General features: G+C 75.8%; 20 protein-coding genes. 13 read left to right on the top strand and 7 right to left on the bottom strand.

Going from position 1 to position 17,567, the window contains the following annotated elements:
• The first annotated feature begins 26 nt into the window (after positions 1-26).
• The 3 genes from K1J57_RS31660 to K1J57_RS31650 all read left to right on the top strand — a co-directional run bounded on the left by K1J57_RS31660 (position 27) and on the right by K1J57_RS31650 (position 2,244).
• A complete protein-coding gene (locus K1J57_RS31660) occupies positions 27-605 on the top strand; it encodes a TetR/AcrR family transcriptional regulator (protein ID WP_220562353.1) in 579 nt (192 codons plus the stop codon).
• Positions 606-715: 110 nt separating this feature from the next.
• Positions 716-1,279, top strand: a complete 564-nt coding sequence (locus tag K1J57_RS31655) for a hypothetical protein (RefSeq protein ID WP_220562351.1) — start codon at positions 716-718, stop codon at positions 1,277-1,279.
• A complete protein-coding gene (locus K1J57_RS31650) occupies positions 1,276-2,244 on the top strand; it encodes a carbohydrate kinase family protein (RefSeq protein ID WP_220562350.1) in 969 nt (322 codons plus the stop codon). Before K1J57_RS31655 ends, K1J57_RS31650 begins: the two co-directional genes overlap by 4 nt.
• Here K1J57_RS31650 and K1J57_RS31645 read toward each other — a convergent pair.
• Positions 2,232-4,295, bottom strand: coding sequence for a serine/threonine-protein kinase (locus K1J57_RS31645; RefSeq protein ID WP_220562349.1), 2,064 nt, complete (start codon positions 4,293-4,295; stop codon positions 2,232-2,234). The genes K1J57_RS31650 and K1J57_RS31645 overlap by 13 nt on opposite strands.
• Before the next feature lie 302 nt (positions 4,296-4,597).
• Here K1J57_RS31645 and K1J57_RS31640 point away from each other — a divergent pair, with 302 nt between their 5' ends.
• The 5 genes from K1J57_RS31640 to K1J57_RS31620 are packed head-to-tail and all read left to right on the top strand — an operon-like array spanning position 4,598 to position 8,369.
• On the top strand, positions 4,598-5,563 hold the full coding sequence (locus K1J57_RS31640; RefSeq protein ID WP_220562348.1) for a glucosyl-3-phosphoglycerate synthase: 966 nt from the start codon (positions 4,598-4,600) through the stop codon (positions 5,561-5,563).
• A complete protein-coding gene (gene folP / locus K1J57_RS31635; RefSeq protein ID WP_220562347.1) occupies positions 5,560-6,420 on the top strand; it encodes a dihydropteroate synthase in 861 nt (286 codons plus the stop codon). The genes K1J57_RS31640 and folP overlap by 4 nt, the downstream gene beginning before the upstream one ends.
• A 28-nt stretch (positions 6,421-6,448) precedes the next feature.
• Positions 6,449-7,141: a hypothetical protein gene (locus tag K1J57_RS31630; RefSeq protein ID WP_220562346.1), complete on the top strand. Its 693-nt coding sequence runs from the start codon at positions 6,449-6,451 to the stop codon at positions 7,139-7,141.
• Entirely contained in the window at positions 7,138-7,878 is a 741-nt protein-coding gene (locus K1J57_RS31625) for a dihydrofolate reductase family protein (protein WP_220562345.1), read from the top strand. The genes K1J57_RS31630 and K1J57_RS31625 overlap by 4 nt, the downstream gene beginning before the upstream one ends.
• 8 nt (positions 7,879-7,886) lie before the next feature.
• Positions 7,887-8,369 (top strand): hypothetical protein, encoded by a 483-nt coding sequence (locus K1J57_RS31620; protein ID WP_220562344.1) that lies wholly within the window; start codon positions 7,887-7,889, stop codon positions 8,367-8,369.
• Between the two features lie 55 nt (positions 8,370-8,424).
• On the opposite strand, the gene K1J57_RS31615 is transcribed toward K1J57_RS31620, so the two are convergent.
• The gene (locus K1J57_RS31615; RefSeq protein WP_220562343.1) at positions 8,425-9,576 is read right to left on the bottom strand and encodes a PrsW family intramembrane metalloprotease; all 1,152 of its coding nucleotides are present in this window, start codon (positions 9,574-9,576) and stop codon (positions 8,425-8,427) included.
• Positions 9,573-10,196: a hypothetical protein gene (locus K1J57_RS31610; protein WP_255646744.1), complete on the bottom strand. Its 624-nt coding sequence runs from the start codon at positions 10,194-10,196 to the stop codon at positions 9,573-9,575. Before K1J57_RS31610 ends, K1J57_RS31615 begins: the two co-directional genes overlap by 4 nt.
• Before the next feature lie 247 nt (positions 10,197-10,443).
• On the opposite strand from K1J57_RS31610, the gene K1J57_RS31605 reads away from it, so the two are divergent.
• The 3 genes from K1J57_RS31605 to K1J57_RS31595 are packed head-to-tail and all read left to right on the top strand — an operon-like array spanning position 10,444 to position 12,466.
• Positions 10,444-10,860: a GntR family transcriptional regulator gene (locus tag K1J57_RS31605; protein WP_255646743.1), complete on the top strand. Its 417-nt coding sequence runs from the start codon at positions 10,444-10,446 to the stop codon at positions 10,858-10,860.
• The gene (locus K1J57_RS31600; protein ID WP_220562342.1) at positions 10,857-11,726 is read left to right on the top strand and encodes an ATP-binding cassette domain-containing protein; all 870 of its coding nucleotides are present in this window, start codon (positions 10,857-10,859) and stop codon (positions 11,724-11,726) included. The genes K1J57_RS31605 and K1J57_RS31600 overlap by 4 nt, the downstream gene beginning before the upstream one ends.
• Entirely contained in the window at positions 11,723-12,466 is a 744-nt protein-coding gene (locus K1J57_RS31595) for a hypothetical protein (RefSeq protein ID WP_220562341.1), read from the top strand. Before K1J57_RS31600 ends, K1J57_RS31595 begins: the two co-directional genes overlap by 4 nt.
• Before the next feature lie 37 nt (positions 12,467-12,503).
• Here the strand turns inward: K1J57_RS31595 and K1J57_RS31590 are convergent, their stop codons facing one another.
• The gene (locus K1J57_RS31590; protein WP_220562339.1) at positions 12,504-13,553 is read right to left on the bottom strand and encodes an alcohol dehydrogenase catalytic domain-containing protein; all 1,050 of its coding nucleotides are present in this window, start codon (positions 13,551-13,553) and stop codon (positions 12,504-12,506) included.
• A 116-nt stretch (positions 13,554-13,669) separates the two neighbouring features.
• On the opposite strand from K1J57_RS31590, the gene K1J57_RS31585 reads away from it, so the two are divergent.
• Positions 13,670-14,173 (top strand): hypothetical protein, encoded by a 504-nt coding sequence (locus K1J57_RS31585; protein ID WP_220562338.1) that lies wholly within the window; start codon positions 13,670-13,672, stop codon positions 14,171-14,173.
• Here the strand turns inward: K1J57_RS31585 and K1J57_RS31580 are convergent.
• Entirely contained in the window at positions 14,151-14,603 is a 453-nt protein-coding gene (locus tag K1J57_RS31580; RefSeq protein ID WP_220562337.1) for a helix-turn-helix domain-containing protein, read from the bottom strand. The genes K1J57_RS31585 and K1J57_RS31580 overlap by 23 nt on opposite strands.
• 61 nt (positions 14,604-14,664) lie before the next feature.
• On the opposite strand from K1J57_RS31580, the gene K1J57_RS31575 reads away from it, so the two are divergent.
• Entirely contained in the window at positions 14,665-15,183 is a 519-nt protein-coding gene (locus K1J57_RS31575) for a PaaI family thioesterase (protein WP_220562336.1), read from the top strand.
• On the opposite strand, the gene K1J57_RS31570 is transcribed toward K1J57_RS31575, so the two are convergent.
• Positions 15,180-16,400, bottom strand: a complete 1,221-nt coding sequence (locus K1J57_RS31570) for a winged helix-turn-helix domain-containing protein (protein ID WP_220562334.1) — start codon at positions 16,398-16,400, stop codon at positions 15,180-15,182. The genes K1J57_RS31575 and K1J57_RS31570 overlap by 4 nt on opposite strands.
• Positions 16,401-16,484: 84 nt before the next feature.
• Positions 16,485-17,426: an MBL fold metallo-hydrolase gene (locus K1J57_RS31565; protein ID WP_220562333.1), complete on the bottom strand. Its 942-nt coding sequence runs from the start codon at positions 17,424-17,426 to the stop codon at positions 16,485-16,487.
• Positions 17,427-17,567 lie beyond the last annotated feature (141 nt).

Genomic DNA, 17,567 nt, shown 5'->3' with positions numbered 1-17,567 from the left:
ACGGTGGCCGAGAGGTGAGGTGAGGGGTGCCCCGAGCGCGATCGACCCGGACCAAGGACCGGATCCGGGCCGCGTCCCTGGAGCTGTTCCGGGAGCGGGGCGTCCAGCAGACCAGCATGCGCGACATCGCGGACCGGGTCGGCATCACCAAACCCGCGCTCTACTACCACTTCGCCTCGCGCGAGGACCTGCTGCGCTCCCTGGTCCGCCCGATGCTGGACGACTACGAGGCCGCCGTGGCCGCCGACGAGGCGGCCGGGGGCGCCGTCGACCCGCGCGTCCTGCTGGCCCGGTACTTCGACGTGAGCATGCGCCACCGGGAGGTCAACCGGGTGGTGTTCCGCGACGCCGCCACCCTGGCCGAGCTCGACCTGGGCGGCCGGGTCCTGGACTGGCGCCGCCGCATCACCGCGATGCTCGCCGGCCCCGGCGCGGAACTGGCCGAGCTGGCCCGCGTCACCCTGGTGCTGGGCGGCCTGGGCGACTGCGTGGTCCTGCTGGGCGACCGCCCCGCGGCCGAGCTGCGCGCCGCCGCCCTGGCCGCCGCCTACACCGCCCTGGGCCTCCCGCCCGGGCCGCCGCCCGCCCCGGAGCAGCCCGTCTGACCGAAGGTGGCCGACCCGGTGCGGTGCGCTCCGGCACGGTTGTGTCTCGTTCGCTCCACGGCGCCCGCAGCGCCTTCCCGGGCCGCGCGACCCCGACCTACGCTTCTTCCGTGCGTTCACGCATCCTGGAAGGGGCGCGGATGGCCTACGACGAGTTCGGACCCGAAGCGGAGGCGCGCCGCGCGCGGCGCCAACAGGAGATGGACGAGTACGTCCGTCGGGTGCGCGAGGAACAGGAGCGCGAACAGCACATACGGGCCGGGCAGGGCCGGCCCCCCGGGCCGCCGCCCGCGCAGCGGGGCGGCTGCGGGCGCGGCTGCCTGCTCGCCGTCGGCTGCCTCGTCCTGCTCCTCGTCGGATTCCTCGGCCTGGGGATGTTCGCCCCCTACCTGTTCGACATCCTGGGCCGGGAGAACATCACGGGCTCCGTCACCACGGAGGTGTGCGACAAGCGCGAGGACGGCGAGGACCTGATCCTGGTCACCGGGGCCGGCGAGTTCGTCCTGGGCGACACCCCCGAGAGCACGGCCCGCGAGCAGTTCGACGGGCTGGAGGTCGGCGGCGTCCATGAGATCGTCTACCAGGGCGCGCAGCTGCCCGGCCGCCCGCCGCCCGTGACCACGGGCGTGCTCGACGCCCCCGAGGGCGCCACCCCCGAAGGAGACTGCACGTGACCCACCCCCGGACCGATGTCCTCGTCGTCGGCGGGACCGGCGTGGACACCATCGTCCGCGTCCCCGACCTGGCCGTTCCCGCGGGCGACTCCGCGTCGGTGCCCCCGGTGCTGGACCACGTCGGGCACACCGGCAACGGCGTCGCCCTGGGCCTGCACCACCTGGGCCGGGCCGTGGAGTTCATCGACTTCCTCGGCGAGGACCTCCAGGGCCGCATGATCCTGGAGCGGTACGAGAAGGAGGGGCTGGCCTTCTCCCACCTGGTGTCCCCGCACGGCACGCCCCGCGGCGTCAACCTCGTCGACGACCAGGGGCGGCGGTTCTCCTTCTACGACGGCCGCCACCCCGTCGACCTGCGCCTGCCCCGGGAGTTCGCGCTGCCGTTCCTGGAGCGCGCCCGCCACGTGCACATGTCGATCATCAACCACAACCGCGACCTGTACCGGGACCTGGCCGGACTGGACGCCACCGTCTCCACCGACCTGCACGACTGGGACGGCGAGAACCCGCACCACCTCGACTACGCCCTGAACTCGGACCTGGTCTTCATGAGCGCCGCCGCCGTGCGCGGCCGGGTCGACGAGGTCCTGGCCGGGATACTGGAGCGCGGCCGGGCCGTGCTGGCCGTGGCCACCGACGGGGCCGCGGGCTGCCGGGTGCTGGAGCGCGGCCGGGACCGGCCGCGGCACTTCCCCGCGGTGGTCCCCGAGCGCCCGGTCGTGGACGCCAACGGGGCGGGCGACGCCTTCATCTCCGGGTTCCTGCACCGGTACCTCGGCGGCGCCCCGGTAGCGGAGTGCGTGCTGGCCGGGGCGGTGGCGGGCGCCTTCACCTGCACCACCGCCGGGACCCACACCGCGTTCGTCGACTCCGCCGGCCTGGACCGCCTGGCCGCCGCCGCGGCGGACGGGTGGCCCGGAGCGCCGGACGGCGGCCGGGCCGAGCGGGACGGTCAGCCGGTGTAGGGCGGGGGGCCGCTCTGCGGGGCGCGCGGCAGCGTCCACTCCCGCAGGACCTCCGACTCCACCCGCACCCGGGTCCGCAGCGAGTCCGTGCCCCGGCCCTGCGGCAGCCGGTCCAGGTCCGCCGCCAGCGAGCGCAGGGTGGCGCCCGCGGCGGACGGGTTCCCCTGGAGCCGGTGCAGCCGGGCGATCTCCAGGCGGAACGCCAGCGTGCGGGGGTCGTCGGCGCCCATGACCCGGGTCAGGTCCGGCAGGAGCATCAGCGCCTCCCACAGCGCCGCCCCGTGGTCGCCCAGCTCGCCCAGCCGGTAGGCGATCTCGAACCGGGTGGTGAGCGTGTCCGGGTGGTCCGGCCCCAGCACCCGGGTCCGGTCGGGCAGCAGCCTGCGGTGCTCGGCCAGCGAGGCCGCGTCGTCCCCCAGGTCCCCCAGGGTGTTGGCGACGGCCTGGCGGCTCGCGAGGGTGTCGGGGTGGTCGGGGCCCAGGGTCCGGACGCGGTCGCCCAGCAGGCGCTGGTGCTCGTCCAGGGCGGCCCGGTGGTCGCCCACCGCCGACAGGTGGTCGGTGATGTTCTCGCGGACGGTGAGGGTGTGGCCGTGGTCGGGGCCCAGCACCCGGACCAGGTCCGGCAGGACGGCGCGGTAGGCGGCCAGCGCGGCCTCGTGGTCGTTCAGCTCGCCCAGCTGGTAGGCGATCTGGAACCGGGTGCCCAGGGTGTCGATGTGGTCGGCGCCCAGCAGCGCCGCCTGGTCGGGCAGCAGGGAGCGGTACTCCTCCAGGGCGGCCCGGTGGTCGCCCAGGCCCTCCTTGCAGGCCGCGATCCGCGACCGCAGCTTGACGGTCCGCGGGTGGGCGGGCCCCAGGGACTCCCGCAGCCGGGGCAGCAGGCGCTCGTAGCCGGCCAGCGCCGCGGCGTGGTCGCCGCCCTCGCGCAGCCGGTCGAAGACCGCCGACTCCGAGCGCAGGGACTCCTCGGACTCGGGCACCCGGGAGGCCGTCCCCGCGGGGACGGCCGTTCGCGGGGCGCCCGTCGGCACCCCGTACGCCGGCGCGCCGGTGCCGTAGGCCGGGATGCCGCCCGAGGGGGTCGCCGCCCGTCCGCCGCCGTGCTCCGACGGGGAGCCGCCGGAGCCCGTCCACGCCGGACCGCCGCCGTGCGCCGGGCGGTCCGTCGGCGGGGGCGTGGCCGACCCCGTCGCGGGGCCGCCCGCCGGGCCGCCCCCGAAGTCCGGCCAGTCCAGCTCCGGATCGACGTCCCCGACCGTCTCGGCGACCTCCTGCGGGGTGGGCCGCTGCTCCGGGGCGTGCCGCCAGCAGCGGGTGATGACGTCCCGCAGGTCCGCCGGGACGTCCTCCGGGAGCTCCGGCGGGGGACCGATGAGGTTGCGCACGATCCCGGCCAGGGTGGGGGCGTCGAACGGGTTGCGCCCCACCGCCGCGTGCGCCAGCACCGTGCCCAGCGAGAACATGTCCGAGGCCGGTCCGACCTCCAGCGCGTCCACCTGCTCGGGCGACATGTACAGCGGGGTGCCCAGGGTGGCCCCGGTCCGGGTCAGCCCGGAGGAGTCCCCGCTGGGGCGGGCGATGCCGAAGTCGATGATGCGCGGCCCGTCGGAGGCCATGAGCACGTTCGCGGGCTTGAGGTCGCGGTGGGTCAGCCCGGCGCCGTGGATCGCCTCCAGCCCCTCGGCCAGGCCCACCGCCAGCACCCGAAGCGTCGGGTGCGGCAGTGGCCCCCGCCCGACCAGCACCTCGTGCAGGGACGGGCCGGGGATGAACGCGCTGACGATCCAGGGCGGGTCCCCGTCGGGGTCGGCGTCCACCACCGGCGCGGTGTGGAACCCGCCCACCCGCGCGGCGGCCGCCGCCTCCCGGGCGAACCGGCCGCGGAACTCGGCGTCGCCCGCGTACTGGGGCAGGATCACCTTCACCACGACCTTGCGGCCCGCGGCGGTGCGCCCCAGGTACACCCGGCCCATGCCGCCCGCTCCCAGGCGGTGGGTCAGCCGGTAGCGGCCGATGCGTTCGGGGTCTGTCGGATCCAGGGGCTGCACGGGCAGAGGTCCTTCTGGCGTCGGGGCGGGGACTGGTCGGTGCTCTGGGACGAGCGTTCCGCCTCTGCGGTTCAGCCTAGGGCTTGCTCGGGATTCCCGGATCCTCCCGGGGCGTCCGTCCCCGTGACCGGTGGTAACGGGGTTTTCACCGGGATTCAGGATGCGCGGAACACGGACCCGGCCTGCGCCGTGCACAGTGGGTCACGCGCGCGGCGGTCCGCCCCGCGCGTGGGCCCGCCGTGCGCCGCGGGTCGTAACCTTGGCCGCTGGGAGGGCTTGTGGAAGGGCTTGGGGGAGAGTTCGTGAGCGACACCTGGTTCGAGGACCGCACCTACCGGCACACCGACTGGACGCCGGAGCGGCTCCTGGACCTCAAACGACAGCGGGGACTGACCGTCAGCCTGGTCGTCCCGGCCCGGAACGAGGAGGCCACCGTCGGGGGCATCGTCTCCCGGGTGCGGGCCGCCCTGGTGGAGCGCACGCCCCTGCTCGACGAGGTCGTCGTCATGGACTCCGACTCCACCGACGGCACCGGCCGGGCGGCGGCCCGGGCCGGGGCGACCGTCCACCGGACCGTCGACGTCCGCCCCGACCTGGGGCACCGGCGCGGCAAGGGCGAGGCGATGTGGAAGTCGCAGTTCGTCACCTCGGGCGACATCATCGTCTTCCTCGACGCCGACCTCGTGGAATGGGACACCCACTTCGTCTCGGCCCTGCTGGGGCCGCTGCTCACCGAACCCGGGGTGGGGCTGGTCAAGGGGTTCTACGACCGGCTGCTCGACCTGCCCGGCGGCGCCCGGGTCAGCCACGAGGGCGGCCGCGTCACCGAGCTGGTCGCCCGCCCCACCCTGGCGCTGCGCTGGCCCGCGCTGTCCGGCGTGGTCCAGCCGCTGTCGGGCGAGTGGGCGATCCGCCGGGACCTGTTCGGGCAGCTGTCGGTGCCCACCGGGTACGGCGTCGAGCTGGCCGTGCTCATCGACACCCACCTGCGGTGCGGGGTGCGCGCGGTGGCCCAGGTGGACCTGGGGCGGCGCGCCCACCGCCACCAGTCGCTGCGCGGCCTGGGCGCCATGGCCACCGAGCTGCTCGCCATCGCCGACCGGCGGTGCGGGATCGAGCACGGCGGCGACGTCGCGATCCGCTGGTTCGACACCTCCGACGGACACGGGCGCCCGCGCACGGGTACGGTCAGTACCGTGGAGCGCCCGCCGGCCGCCGGGGTCGGGCCGGAGCGCTCCCGGGTGCTGGGAGGAGCTGTCGGTCGGTGATGAGGCTGCGGGGCCGGGAGTACGGCGGGCACGAGTCGCTGGTGATGGCGATCGTCAACCGGACCCCCGACTCCTTCTACGACAAGGGCGCCACCTGGGACGACGGGCCCGCCTTCGAGCGGGTGCGCAAGGTCGTCGCCGAGGGCGCCGACATCGTGGACATCGGGGGGATCAAGGCCGCGCCCGGTGAGGAGATCGGCGCGGACGAGGAGAAGCGCCGCGTCGTCGACTTCGTCGCCGCCGTCCGCGCCGAGTTCCCCGACCTCGTCATCAGCGTCGACACCTGGCGGGCCTCGGTGGGCCGCGCGGTCTGCGAGGCCGGGGCCGACCTGCTCAACGACGCCTGGGGCGGCTACGACCCCGGGCTGGCGGAGGTCGCCGCCGAGTTCGGGGCCGCCCTGGTGTGCACCCACACCGCCGGGGTCACCCCGCGCACCCGGCCGCACCGGGTGCGCTACGAGGACGTGGTCGCCGACGCGGTGTCCTCCACCGTCGCCCTCGCCGAGCGCGCGGTGGCGCTGGGGGTGGACCCGGCGTCGGTGCTCATCGACCCGGCCCACGACTTCGCCAAGAACACCTGGCACTCCCTGGAGCTGACCCGCCGCCTGGACGAGATGACCGCCACCGGGTGGCCGGTCCTCGTGTCGCTGTCCAACAAGGACTTCGTCGGTGAGACCCTGGACCTGCCCGTGGGGGAGCGCCTGACCGGGACGCTGGCCGCCACCGCGGTGTGCGCCTGGCACGGGGCCCGGGTGTACCGGGTGCACGAAGTGGCCGAGACCCGGCAGGTCCTGGACATGGTCGCCTCGATCCGCGGGGTGCGGCCCCCCGCGCGGACCGTGCGGGGGCTGGCGTGAGGGGCCGCCGCTCCGGAAGGGGGAACCGTTGATCGTCGCCACCGCCGTGTGCCCGTCGCCGCCTCTGCTCCTGCGGGAGCTGACCGGCGGCCGGGACGTGGCCGCCGACCTGCGCAAGGCGTGCGAGGAGGCGGTCGGCGCGCTGGTCGCCGCCGCACCGGACGTGATCGTGGTGCTGGGCGCCGACGCGCGCTCGGCGGAGCGGGTCCGGGGCCGCATCCCCGTGTCGGCCTTCGGCGGACCGGGGGAGCGTGTCCCCACGGCCGAGGCGCTGCCGACCTCCCTGGCCGTGGCCCGCCGCCTGCTGGACGACACGGGTGTCCGGGTGCCCGTGGAGATGGGCACCATCGCCGCCGACGCCGACCCCGCGGAGACGGCCCGGCGGGGCCGGGCGGTCGCCGACCGCCCCGAGCGGGTCGGGCTGCTGGTCATGGCCGACGCGGGCGCCCGCCGCGGCCTGCGCGCCCCCGGCCACCTGGACGAGCGGACCTTCCCGGTGGACGGGGCGATCCGCACCGCCCTGGCAGAGGGGGACGCCTCGGCGCTGCTGGACCTGGACCCCGCGCTGTGCGCGGACCTGATGATCAACGGCCGCTCCGCCCTCCAGGCCATGGCGCACGCCCGTTCCGGGGCGCCGGTCGCCGGGCCCCGCCTGCTCTACGCCGACGACCCCTTCGGGGTGCTGTACCTGGTGGCCGTCTGGCCCGGGGACCGGCGATGAGGGTCCTGCTCAACGAGATCGCCCCGCGCACGGCGGCCCCGGGGGACGAGGTCTCCGGGGAGGCGCTGGCGGTGCTGTACGCCCACCCGGAGCGGTGGACGCGCGCGAACATGGTCGCCACCCTGGACGGGGCGTCCACCGGCGGGGACGGGCTGACCGGGTCCATCAACACCCCGCCCGACAACGAGGTCTACCGGCTGCTGCGGGACCTGGCCGACGTGATCCTGGTGGGCGCCGGGACCGCCCGCGCCGAGGGCTACCGCCGCCCGGGGCCGCGGATGCGGCCCGGCCGCACGCCGCACCCGGACGTCGCCGTGGTGAGCCGCTCCGCGCTGGTGCCCCCGGGCCTGGCCGCCCCGGCCCGGGGCCGCGGCGGGGCGTGGATGGTCACCCGGGCCGCCGCGGGGGAGGACGCGCTGGAGCGCGCCCGCGCCCAGCTGGGCGCCGACCGGGTCCTGGTACACGGCGGCATCGAGGTGGACCTGGGCGCGGCCCTGGCCGACCTGGCCGGCCGCGGGCTGTCCCGGGTGCTGTGCGAGGGCGGCCCCTCACTGCTGGCCGACGTGGCCGCCCAGGGCCTGCTGGACGAGCTGTGCCTGACCACGGTGCCGCTGCTGGCGGGCGGCGAGGCCCGCCGGATCGCCTTCGGCGTCCCGTCGGACCTGGAGCTGCGCCCCCGCCTCATCCTGGAGTCCGAGGGGACCCTGCTGCACCGCTTCGTCCGGCCCACCCCCTAGGAGCACCGATGGACGTGCTGCGCGGACAACTGGTCCAGGCGGTCCTGGGCGCCCCGCCCGCCGACCTGCCCATGGTCGCCGCCCAGGCCCTGGCCCGCGGGCTGGACTCGCCCGCGCTGCGGGAAGTGGCCGGGCTGGGGCGCACGGACCCGGCGGAGGAGCTCTTCACCGAGGCGCTGGCGGAACTGGGCCTGTCCTGGCCCACCCCGGGGCAGGCCCACCTCTACGCGGCCCGGCACCTCTGCGCCCGGCTCCTCGGGGGCGAGCCGGACGCAGCCCGCGCGGCCGCGGCGGCCGAGGACGTGTACCACCACCTGTGCCTGGCCGCCGCCCACGGGGAGGGCGACCACGACTACAGGTCCTTCCTCGACCTGGCCTACGAGTGGGACGCGGACCGCCGGGCCGGCGTCGTGCCCGCCCCCGGACGGGAGCGGGCCGTGGTCGCCCACTTCCGGGAACTGGCCCGGGAGCTGCTGGCCGCGAGCGGCTGAGGCGCACGGGAGGGGCCGGGGAGGGCCCCGGCCCCTCCCCGGCGGGTCCATGCGGTCAGACGGTGTGCGCGAAGGCGCGGTCCTCGGCGGACTCCACCATCAGGGCCTGGACGCGCCGGGCCTCGGCGCGTTCCGCCTCGGGCACCTCGTGCAGCGCCCTGCGGCGGGCGCGGCGCCGGGCCAGGGCGACGGCCGCGGAGCGGCGCAGCCCCGCCTCCTCGGCCTCCAGCGCCAGGGCCCTGCGGACCCGGCGCCGGTGGGCGTGGCGGGCGGCGAAGTACACCGCCATGGCGATCCCGAAGTTCAGCAGCACCTTGAAGACGATGCCCGCGAAACCGTCCAGCAGCGGCGAGTCGAACAGCCAGTGCATCGCCATCGCGGTCAGGACCAGGACCGACGCCCCGAGGACCCGGCGGCCGCCCGGCAGCCACCCGGCGGCCGCCAGCAGGCCGACGCCGGCCCCCGCCACCGCGGACATCGCCCAGTGCGAGCCCAGGCCGGTGAGGAGCACCCGCAGGACGGCCGTCTGCGCCACGGCCAGGCCGCCGTTCACCCCGCCCGCCTGGACCACCGTGTTGAGCCCGTAGATGAGGTTCTCGGTCACCTCGAAGCCCAGGCCCACCAGGGCGCCGATCACGAACCCGTCGACCGGCCCGCGCACGGCGCGGGGGAAGGCCACGGCCACCAGGACGATCCCGGCGAGCTTGAACAGCTCCTCGTTGAACGGCGCCGTCATGGCCGCGCCCCAGACGGCCGAGAACTCCAGCCCCAGGGTCTTGGACCACACCCCGGTGAGCGCGCTGTTGGCGAGCAGGGCGCCGCCGGTCGCCGCGGTCAGCCCCCACGCCACCGCCACCAGCGAGGCGGCGGGGTCGGGGGCGCGTACCGGCCGGATGCGCCGGAACAGCCAGAACCCGAACAGCAGCGTCGCGGCGGCGAAGACCAGCCCCAGCGCCGCCTCGGCGAAGAACACCCGCACCGTCCCGCCCAGCCGGACCGCCAGCGTGACCAGCCCGAGCAGGCACAGCACGCCGATGACGACCATGGAGACGAAGGCGGGCAGGCGGTACCCCGCCACGGTCTGCTCGGGGGCGCGGGGCGCCGGGACCCGCTGCGGCCCGGGCCCGTTCCTGCGCCGCCGGCGCTGGGCGGGCACCGTCCCGGCCGCGGTGTCGGGGGTCCGGGGGTCGTTGGGCGCCTGGCTCATCGTCCGCCCTCCTCGGTGAACGTGACGGCGCGGGCGACGTCGGCGACCGCCTTCAGGTCGGCGGTGGTGGCGTCCTCCCCGCCCAGGGTCATCTCCACGGCGAACTCCCCGTCGGGCGAGGGGTACAGCACGGCGGCCCCCTCCTCGGAACGGCTGCGCATGACCCCGGTCAGCCCCTCGACGCCCTGCTCGGTGGTGATCGCCTCGGGCTCGCCCAGCCTCGCGGTGGGGTCCCCGGCGCGGACGATGTCGCCCATGCCCGCCCACAGGCGTTCCGCGTCGGGCAGCGGGTCGCCGACGGGCGTGACCGAGGTGACGGTCAGGTCCACGGGCCCCCGGTGGAAGCGGTAGGTCTGGCCGGCCTGGCTGGCCCCGACGTCGAGGTGCCACCCGTCCTGGGGCAGCGTCAGCGCGGCCCGGTACCCGCCGCCCTGGCCGAGCGTGATCTCGTCCCCGGCGCGGACCCGCTGGGCCCCCGGCAGCAGGGCGTCGAGCAGCGACCAGACGACCACCAGGAGGACCGCCACGGCCGTGGCGACGCCCAGCGGGATCCAGTGGTTGCGGCTCGTCCCCGGCGCCGTACCACTCGGCTGTGCCATGGCGCCCCTTTCGTCACTCATGGTGATGATCTGTCCGGACAAGGGAAACATCCGCGACCGGACGCACTGCCGGGAAAGTAGGAACTTGGCACATTTTGACGGGGATTTCATGGAATCGCGGAGGTTCTCTTCGAGGCCGAGGTCCTCGCCGGGGCGCCTTCCGCCATGACGCGGACACCGTCGGGCCGAGGGTGCGCGCCGCCTCCGGCCCCGTTGCGCCAGGGGTCGTCTTGTGCCACCCTTTCACTAATCAATTAGTGAAAGGGTGGTGAAGGCGATCGAGTACCGCATCGACCGGATGTCGGGCGTCGCGTCGTACATGCAGATCGTGCAGCAGACCAGACAGGCGCTCCGGCTGGGCGTCCTGCGCCCGGGGGACCGGCTGCCCACGGCCAAGCAGGTGGTCGAACAGACCGCGATCAACCCCAACACCGTTCTCAAGGCCTACCGCGAACTGGAACGCGAAGGCCTGGTCGAGGCCCGGCGCGGCCTGGGCACCTTCGTGACCCGGTCGCTGGCCAGCGACGCCGCCGCCCCCGACTCGCCGCTGCGCTCGGCACTGGCCGACTGGATGCGGCGGGCCCGGGAGGCCGGGCTGGGGGCGGAGGACGTGGCCGCGCTCGTCGCGTCGGTCACCGAGGACGTGTTCGGGGGCCGAGAGGACCGGAAGGAAGGAGACCGATGACCGGGGAAGCGGCCGTCGCCGCCGAAGGGCTGGTCAAGACCCGCCGGGGCCGGCGGGTGCTGGACGGGTGCACGTTCGAGATCCCGGCGGGCGCGGTGTGCGGGGTCCTCGGCCGCAACGGCGCGGGCAAGACCACGCTGCTGCGCGTCCTGGCCGGGCTGACCGCGCCCACCGAGGGGCGGGTTCTGGTGCGGGGGGAGTCCCCGCTCGCCCGCACCCCCGGACCCGCCCACCTGGGGCAGGACAAGCCCCTGCCCGGCGGGCTCACCGCGGAGGAGGTCCTGCGCACCGGCCGCGCGCTCAACCCCGACTGGGACGAGGCGACCGCCCGGCGGGTGCTGGCCGCCGGGGACCTGCCCGAAGGGGTGCGGGTGGGGCGCATGTCCGGGGGCCAGCGCAGCCTGGTCGCGCTCGCCCTCACCCTGGGCCGCCGTACCGGGGTCGCCCTGCTGGACGAGCCCTTCGCCGACCTCGACCCGCTGGTGCGGCACCGCGTGTCCGGGCTGCTCATGGCCGAGGTCGCCGACGGGGATCTGACGGTGCTGGTGTCCACCCACGTGTTCGCCGACCTCGCCGGGCTCTGCGACCACCTGCTCCTGCTGGCCCGGGGTCGGGTGGCGCTGGCCGGGGCGGTGGCCGACATCGAGGCGGACCACCTGCGCATGGTCGGAGTGGCCGACGACGACCCCGGACACCTGGACGGGCACACGGTCGTGTCCGACAGCCGGACGGGGCGCCAGGTGAGCGCGCTGGTCAAGACGGACGGCCCCGCCCCGCCACAGGGGTGGTCGGCACAGCCGGCGTCGCTGGAGGAGATCACGCTCGCCTATCTGGCGGGTGCCGGGAACAAGGGGGAACGACGATGAGCACGGACTTCGCACAGCGCACGGAGCACGGCTGGTGGCCGGCCTGGAGACACCAGCGGATCCTGGTGGCGGTGGCCGCGGTGGCCCTGCTGCTGGCGGTGGTCGGTGTGTTCTTCGACCTCCCGGTGCTGCGCCGGGCGGCCGACCTGGTCCTGCCGATCGAACGCCACACCTTCGGCGGCGACCCTTCGTTGCCCCTGCTGGCGGCCGCGGTGTGGGGCGCGCTCGTCCTGGGCGGCCGCGGGCGGCGCGACCTCATGTTGAGCCAGGGGCGGCGCGACTGGCCGCTGCCGGACATCGGGATCATGGTGCTCTGCCTGGCGGGGTTCGGGCTCCTGGCGGGAGGACTGCGAACCCTGTTCGTGGTGGGCGTCGAGGGGTGGTCCACGGTCGGACCGGTCCCCGTGTCGCACCCGGAGGGGCTGCTCTGGTGGGGCTCGGACCTGTACGGAGCGGCTCTGCCGGTCCTGCCCGCCCACCTGGTCCTGTACGGCGCGCTCGGGCTGGTGGTCGCGGCGCTGCTGCGCAGCCCGGTCCCGGCCCTGGTGCTCTCGGCCGCCCTGTCCTACGTGGTCGAGGTCGGCTTCGGGGTCGTCCGGCCCCTGTTCGCGGAGAACGGACCGGACGGGCCGTCGGCGGCCGACGTGTGGACGGTCGCGGCCGGGGAGACGGTGGTGGTCCTGGTGGCGGCGGCCGCACTGTGCGCGCTCGCCCTTCTCCTGGCCCGCCGCCCCGACTGACCGGACGGCCGCCCGTCCCGGCGGGCGGCCCCGGGCCTCAGGGGTGCACGAGGATCTTCACGTGGTCGTCGCCGTGCGCGATCAGCTCCTCGTAGCCCTTCTCGCGCGCCTCCTCCAGCGAGAGCCGGCCGGTGATCAGCTCCTTGGGCTGGAGGACCCCGCGGCCGACCGCCTCGATCACCTCGGGGAAGTCGAGGGGCCCGTAGCCGAAGCTGCCCACCAGGCCGATCTCGGTGGAGGCCAGCACCGCGGCGTCCAGCACCACCGGCCGCCCCTCGGACACGGTGACCGCCCGGCCGCCCTTGCGCAGGGCGCCGATGAGCGTCGCCACCGCCTCCGTCCCGGTGCCGGAGGTCTCGAAGGAGACGTCGGCCCCCAGGGGCGCGGAGCCGCGGACGGCGGCGACCACGTCCGTCTCCGCGGGGTCGAGCACCAGGTCGGCGCCGAGCTCCTCGGCGACCCGGCGGCGCAGCGGGGACGCCTCGCTCACCGTCACGTGCGCGGCGCCGCGCGCCCGCGCGGCCATCAGCACCCCCAGGCCCACCGCTCCGGCGCCGACGACCAGCACGGTGTCGCCCTCGCACAGGCAGGCGCGGCCCACCGCGTGCCAGGCCACGGCGAGGGGCTCCACCAGGGCGGCCACCGTGGGGGAGACGTCCTCGGGCATCACGTGCACCCGGTCGGCGGGCACGACCACGTACTCGGACATGCCGCCGCCCCCGCCCATGAGGCCGATGAACCCGGAGTTCTCGCACAGGTTGTACTCGCCCCGGCGGCAGGCGGCGCAGCTGCCGTCGAACACCAGGGGCTCCACCGCCACCACCGCGCCCTGGGGCGCTCCGCGCACGTCGGCGGCGGCCTCGACGACCCGCCCGGAGAACTCGTGGCCCTGCACGTGCGGTCCGTGGGTGCGCAGCACGGGGTGGAGGTACTCGTCGGGCAGCACGGGGTCGAGGTAGTTGCGCACGTCGAACTCGCAGATGCCGTTCCACCCGACCCGGATCTTCACCGTCCCGGGCACGACCCGGGGCTCGGGCACCTCGTCCACCCGCAGGTCCCGGGGCCCGTGCAATCGCAGCGCCCGCATCCGGCCCCCCTCCGCCGTCCCTGACCCCTTATCTCCCCACCCCGCCCCCCTGCCTCCCCGCCTCCCCGTGTAAACACTTCCCCTGGCCGCTGTCACCGGAAGAGCAGGAGAGGCCGATGCGCCTGGTGTCCCTTCACCGCGAGGAGCGCGGCCGCCGCGTGCGGTTCCTGGACCCGAACGCCTACCTGGAGGCGCTGCCCGGGCTCGCCGCCCGCCTGCCGCCCGGTGCCCGGGCCTTCGCCGCCGACCCCGGCCACTACGACTTCTACGGGCCCCGGTGCGTGAAGGACCTGCGGCCGGCCGGGATCGCGATGGCGCCGGGCGGGGCGGGGCTGTTCGACCTGACGCTGACCTTCGAGCCCAACCCCTTCAAGCACGACGCGGGCCTGTCGTTGGCGTACACCGGTGTCTCCTCCTTCGCCGTGGAGGCCGACGGGGAGCGGGCGCGCACCGGCGGCGGATCGCTCCCGGGGCTGGGCGACGTCACCCTCGACGAGGTGCTGCCGCACGAGCGGGGCTGCTCGCACGAGGTCGGCCTGCTCGGCGGTCGGATCCTCGTGGTCGCCCGGGACGTGGTGGCGGCCTGGGGGGTGAGGCTCAGGGGTGGGGGTGGGGGGTGAGGTGGTCGGCGGGGGAGCCGCAGGCGGTGCAGGTGGGGGTGGTGTCCAGGACGGCGACGTGGTCGCGGTGGTGGAAGACCACCGGGGGCTCGTCGTAGAGCCAGGTGGAGCCCCAGTGGGCGAGGGCGGTGACGACCGGGGCGAGGTCGCGGCCGGCGTCGGTCAGGTGGTACTCGTGGCGCGGCGGGCGCTCGCTGTAGGCGCGGCGCTCGACGACGCCCGCCTCCTCCAGGGCGCGCAGGCGGGCGGTGAGACGGTCGCGCGGGGCGCCGGTGTTGCGGGCGATGGCGTCGAACCGGTGCACGCCGAGGAGGAGCTCGCGCACGACCAGCAGGGACCACTTCTCGCCGACGAGGCTCAGCGCGCCGGCCGCCGGACAGGGGCGGCCCGGGACGGTGGGGTTGGGCTTCGTCGTCTCCGTCTGCGCCATGCCTCCAGAATGGCACACCCCACCGAGTTGGAAAAACAAACCGACCTGTTAGGGTGCGTCCATGACCGACAGCACACCGGCCCCCGGCGCCTGGGGAGAGCCGCGCGAGAAGACCGTGACCTGGTACGACCCCAAGGTCGTCGCCGCCGGACGCGAGGGCCTCACCGGTGCCGGGCACCTGCGCGCCATGGCCGGCGGCGAGCTGCCCCCGCCGCCCATCGCCGCCCTCATGGGGTTCGACCTCGTGTCGGTCGGGGAGGGCGAGATCGTCTTCACCGGCACCCCCGACGACTCCGTCTACAACCCCCTGGGCATCGTCCACGGCGGCTACGTCTGCACCCTGCTCGACACGGTGGCGGGCTGCGCCGTCCAGACCACCCTGCCCGCCGGGTCCGGGTACACCTCGATCGAGATCAAGGTCAACTACCTGCGCCCGGTCACGGCCGGGACGACCCTGACCGCCCGCGGGTGGGTGCCCAAGCCGGGGCGCCGCGTCGCCTTCGCCGAGGGCGACGTCCGCGACGAGTCGGGCAAGGTCGTGGCCACCGCCTCCTCCACCTGCCTGGTCTTCGACCTCTAGCAGAGGGCGGCCAGCGCCGACCGCCACACCGGCGGCACCGGGCCGGTGCAGGCCACCGACCCCACCGCGGCCAGCCCGGCCAGGCCCTCGACCGCTTCCGCCAGCCCCGGTGCCGCCTCCTCGTCGTCCACCCACGCCTCGGCGTACACGCCCTCCAGCTCCAGCACCCCGCGCCGCCGGTCCGCGCGGGCCGCCACCCGCCCCACCAGCCGGTCCCCGTGCAGCACCGGCAGCACGTAGTACCCGAACCGCCGCTTCGCCCGGGGCGTGTACATCTCGTTGACGTAGTCGAACCCCCACAGCAGGGACGTCCGCTCCCGGTCGCACAGCAGGTTGTCGAACGGCGAGAGCAGCGTCGTCCGCCCCTCCCACCCGACGCCCGCGGCCTCCTCCACCAGCGGCAGCACGTCGGCGTGCACGAACCACGGCTCGGCGCTCCCCTTCACCCGTGCCCGCACCGCCCGCCCCTGGGCGACCAGCCGCTCCAACGTCCGGTCCGTGTCCCCGTACCGCTCGCGCACGAAGTGCCGGCGCACGTCCCGGGCCCGCCCGGCGCCCAGGGCCCGCAGCGCGTGCTCGGCCGACCGCTCCTCGATCTCGGCGTCGGTCCGCTCCGACCGGTCCGCCCACGCGGGCAGGCACCGCTCCGCCAGGTCCCACAGCCGGGTGCGCCCGCGCCGCCCGGCCACCATGATCCGCCCCTGGAACCACAGCAGCTCCAGCATCCGCTCCACGTTGCGCCCGGCCGTCCACCCGGTGGACTCCCAGGGCACCGCCGCCCGGTCCTCGAACCCGTCGGTGGGCAGCGGCCCGGCCTCGCGCAGCCGGTCCAGGACGTGCTCGCGCAGCTCCCCGTTGGCCTCGGCCCACGCCTCCAGACGGGAGCCCTCGCCCGGGTGGCGGCGCATCAGCCGCCGGTGCAGCGGCAGGTCCTCGGTGAGCACCATCGACGCCGCGTGCGCCCAGTACTCGAACAGCCAGCGCTCCTCCCACAGCAGCGCGTCCAGGTCGGCGTGCCGGTACCCGCCCAGCCTGCTCCACAGCACCAGCTCGTGACTGCGGGCGACCACGCCGATCGGGTCGATCTGGAGGCAGCGCAGGTCGCGCAGCACCTCGCGCAGGCCGTCGGGGCCGGGGCGGAGGCGGGGCCCGGACAGGTGCTGGCGGCGCACGGCCAGGCGGCGCACCGCCCGGGTGTCGAGTTCGAGGGTGTCCACGCGGGGCTCCGGGGGTGGGTGACGGGGGTGTGCGGCCCAGTGAACCGCACGCTCCCGACATTCCGCACGTCCCGGCCCCGCGGCCTACAGAGTGGTGGGCAGCGGGCCGCCGTTCCAGGCGACGGCGTCGTCCAGCGCGGCGCGCAGGTCCATCGGCTCCCCGGCCAGGTCCGCCCGGGCGCGGTGCAGGTTGAGCACGATGCGCTCGGCGTCGCCCCAGCCGGCGAACTCGCCCAGGTCCACGGCGCGCGCGTTCTCCAGCGGGCTCAGCCCGGCGGCGGCCCCCTCCCTGGCCGCGGCCAGCACGAACCGGTAGTACCGCTCGTGGGCGGCCAGCACCGCGTCAAGGTCGGCGGCGCCGAACACCGGCCCGTGGCCGGGCACCACGTGCGCGGGCTCGAAGGAGCGCAGCCACGCCAGCGACCGCAGCGCCCCCTGCACCGAGCCCATGAACACCAGCGGGGTCAGCCCGTGGAAGATCAGGTCACCGGTGAACAGCACCTCCTCCTCGGGCAGCCAGGCCACCACGTCGCCGGGGGTGTGCGCGGTGTACCCGGGGTGGCGCAGCTCCACCCGGCGCCCGCCCACGTGCACGGTCAGCTCCCGGTCCAGGGTGATGGAGGGGAGCCGGCGGGCGACCGGGCCCCAGTCGGGGCGCGGCTCCCAGACGGGCGGGCAGTCCTCGAAGATCGGGTCGTGCAGCAGCGCCTCGCGCATGGCGGCCTGGCCGATGAGCGCGGCGGTGTCGGGCAGCAGTGAGTTGCCGTAGGCGTGGTCGCCGTGCTGGTGGGTGTTGACCGCCCAGCGCACGGGCGCGCCCCCGGTGGCCGCGTCCAGGGCGGCCAGGAACCGGCGCGTGCGCTCGTGCGTGGCGCAGGTGTCCACGACCAGCACCCCGTCCCGGCCGACGACCGCCCCGGCGTTGTTGACCCACCAGGTGCCGTCGGGCTGGACCCAGGCGTGCACCCCCTCGGCGACCTCCGTGAGCGCGGCCGCCGCGGGCCCGGTCGCGGTGTTCCCTGCCATTGCCGATCCTCCTCGTCGCCGGTGCGCGGTCCGCCAGGCTACCGACGGCGGGGCCGCGGCGGGGCGGCCACGGGAATACCGTCCGGATTCGGGGGGATCATCCGTTGCGGTCGGCGGGCGCGGCGTCCGCCGGAAAACCGA

The organism is Nocardiopsis sp. MT53 (genome assembly GCF_019598965.1).
Lineage (GTDB): Bacteria > Actinomycetota > Actinomycetes > Streptosporangiales > Streptosporangiaceae > Nocardiopsis > Nocardiopsis changdeensis.
This window is presented reverse-complemented; position numbering and strand designations above follow the sequence as displayed.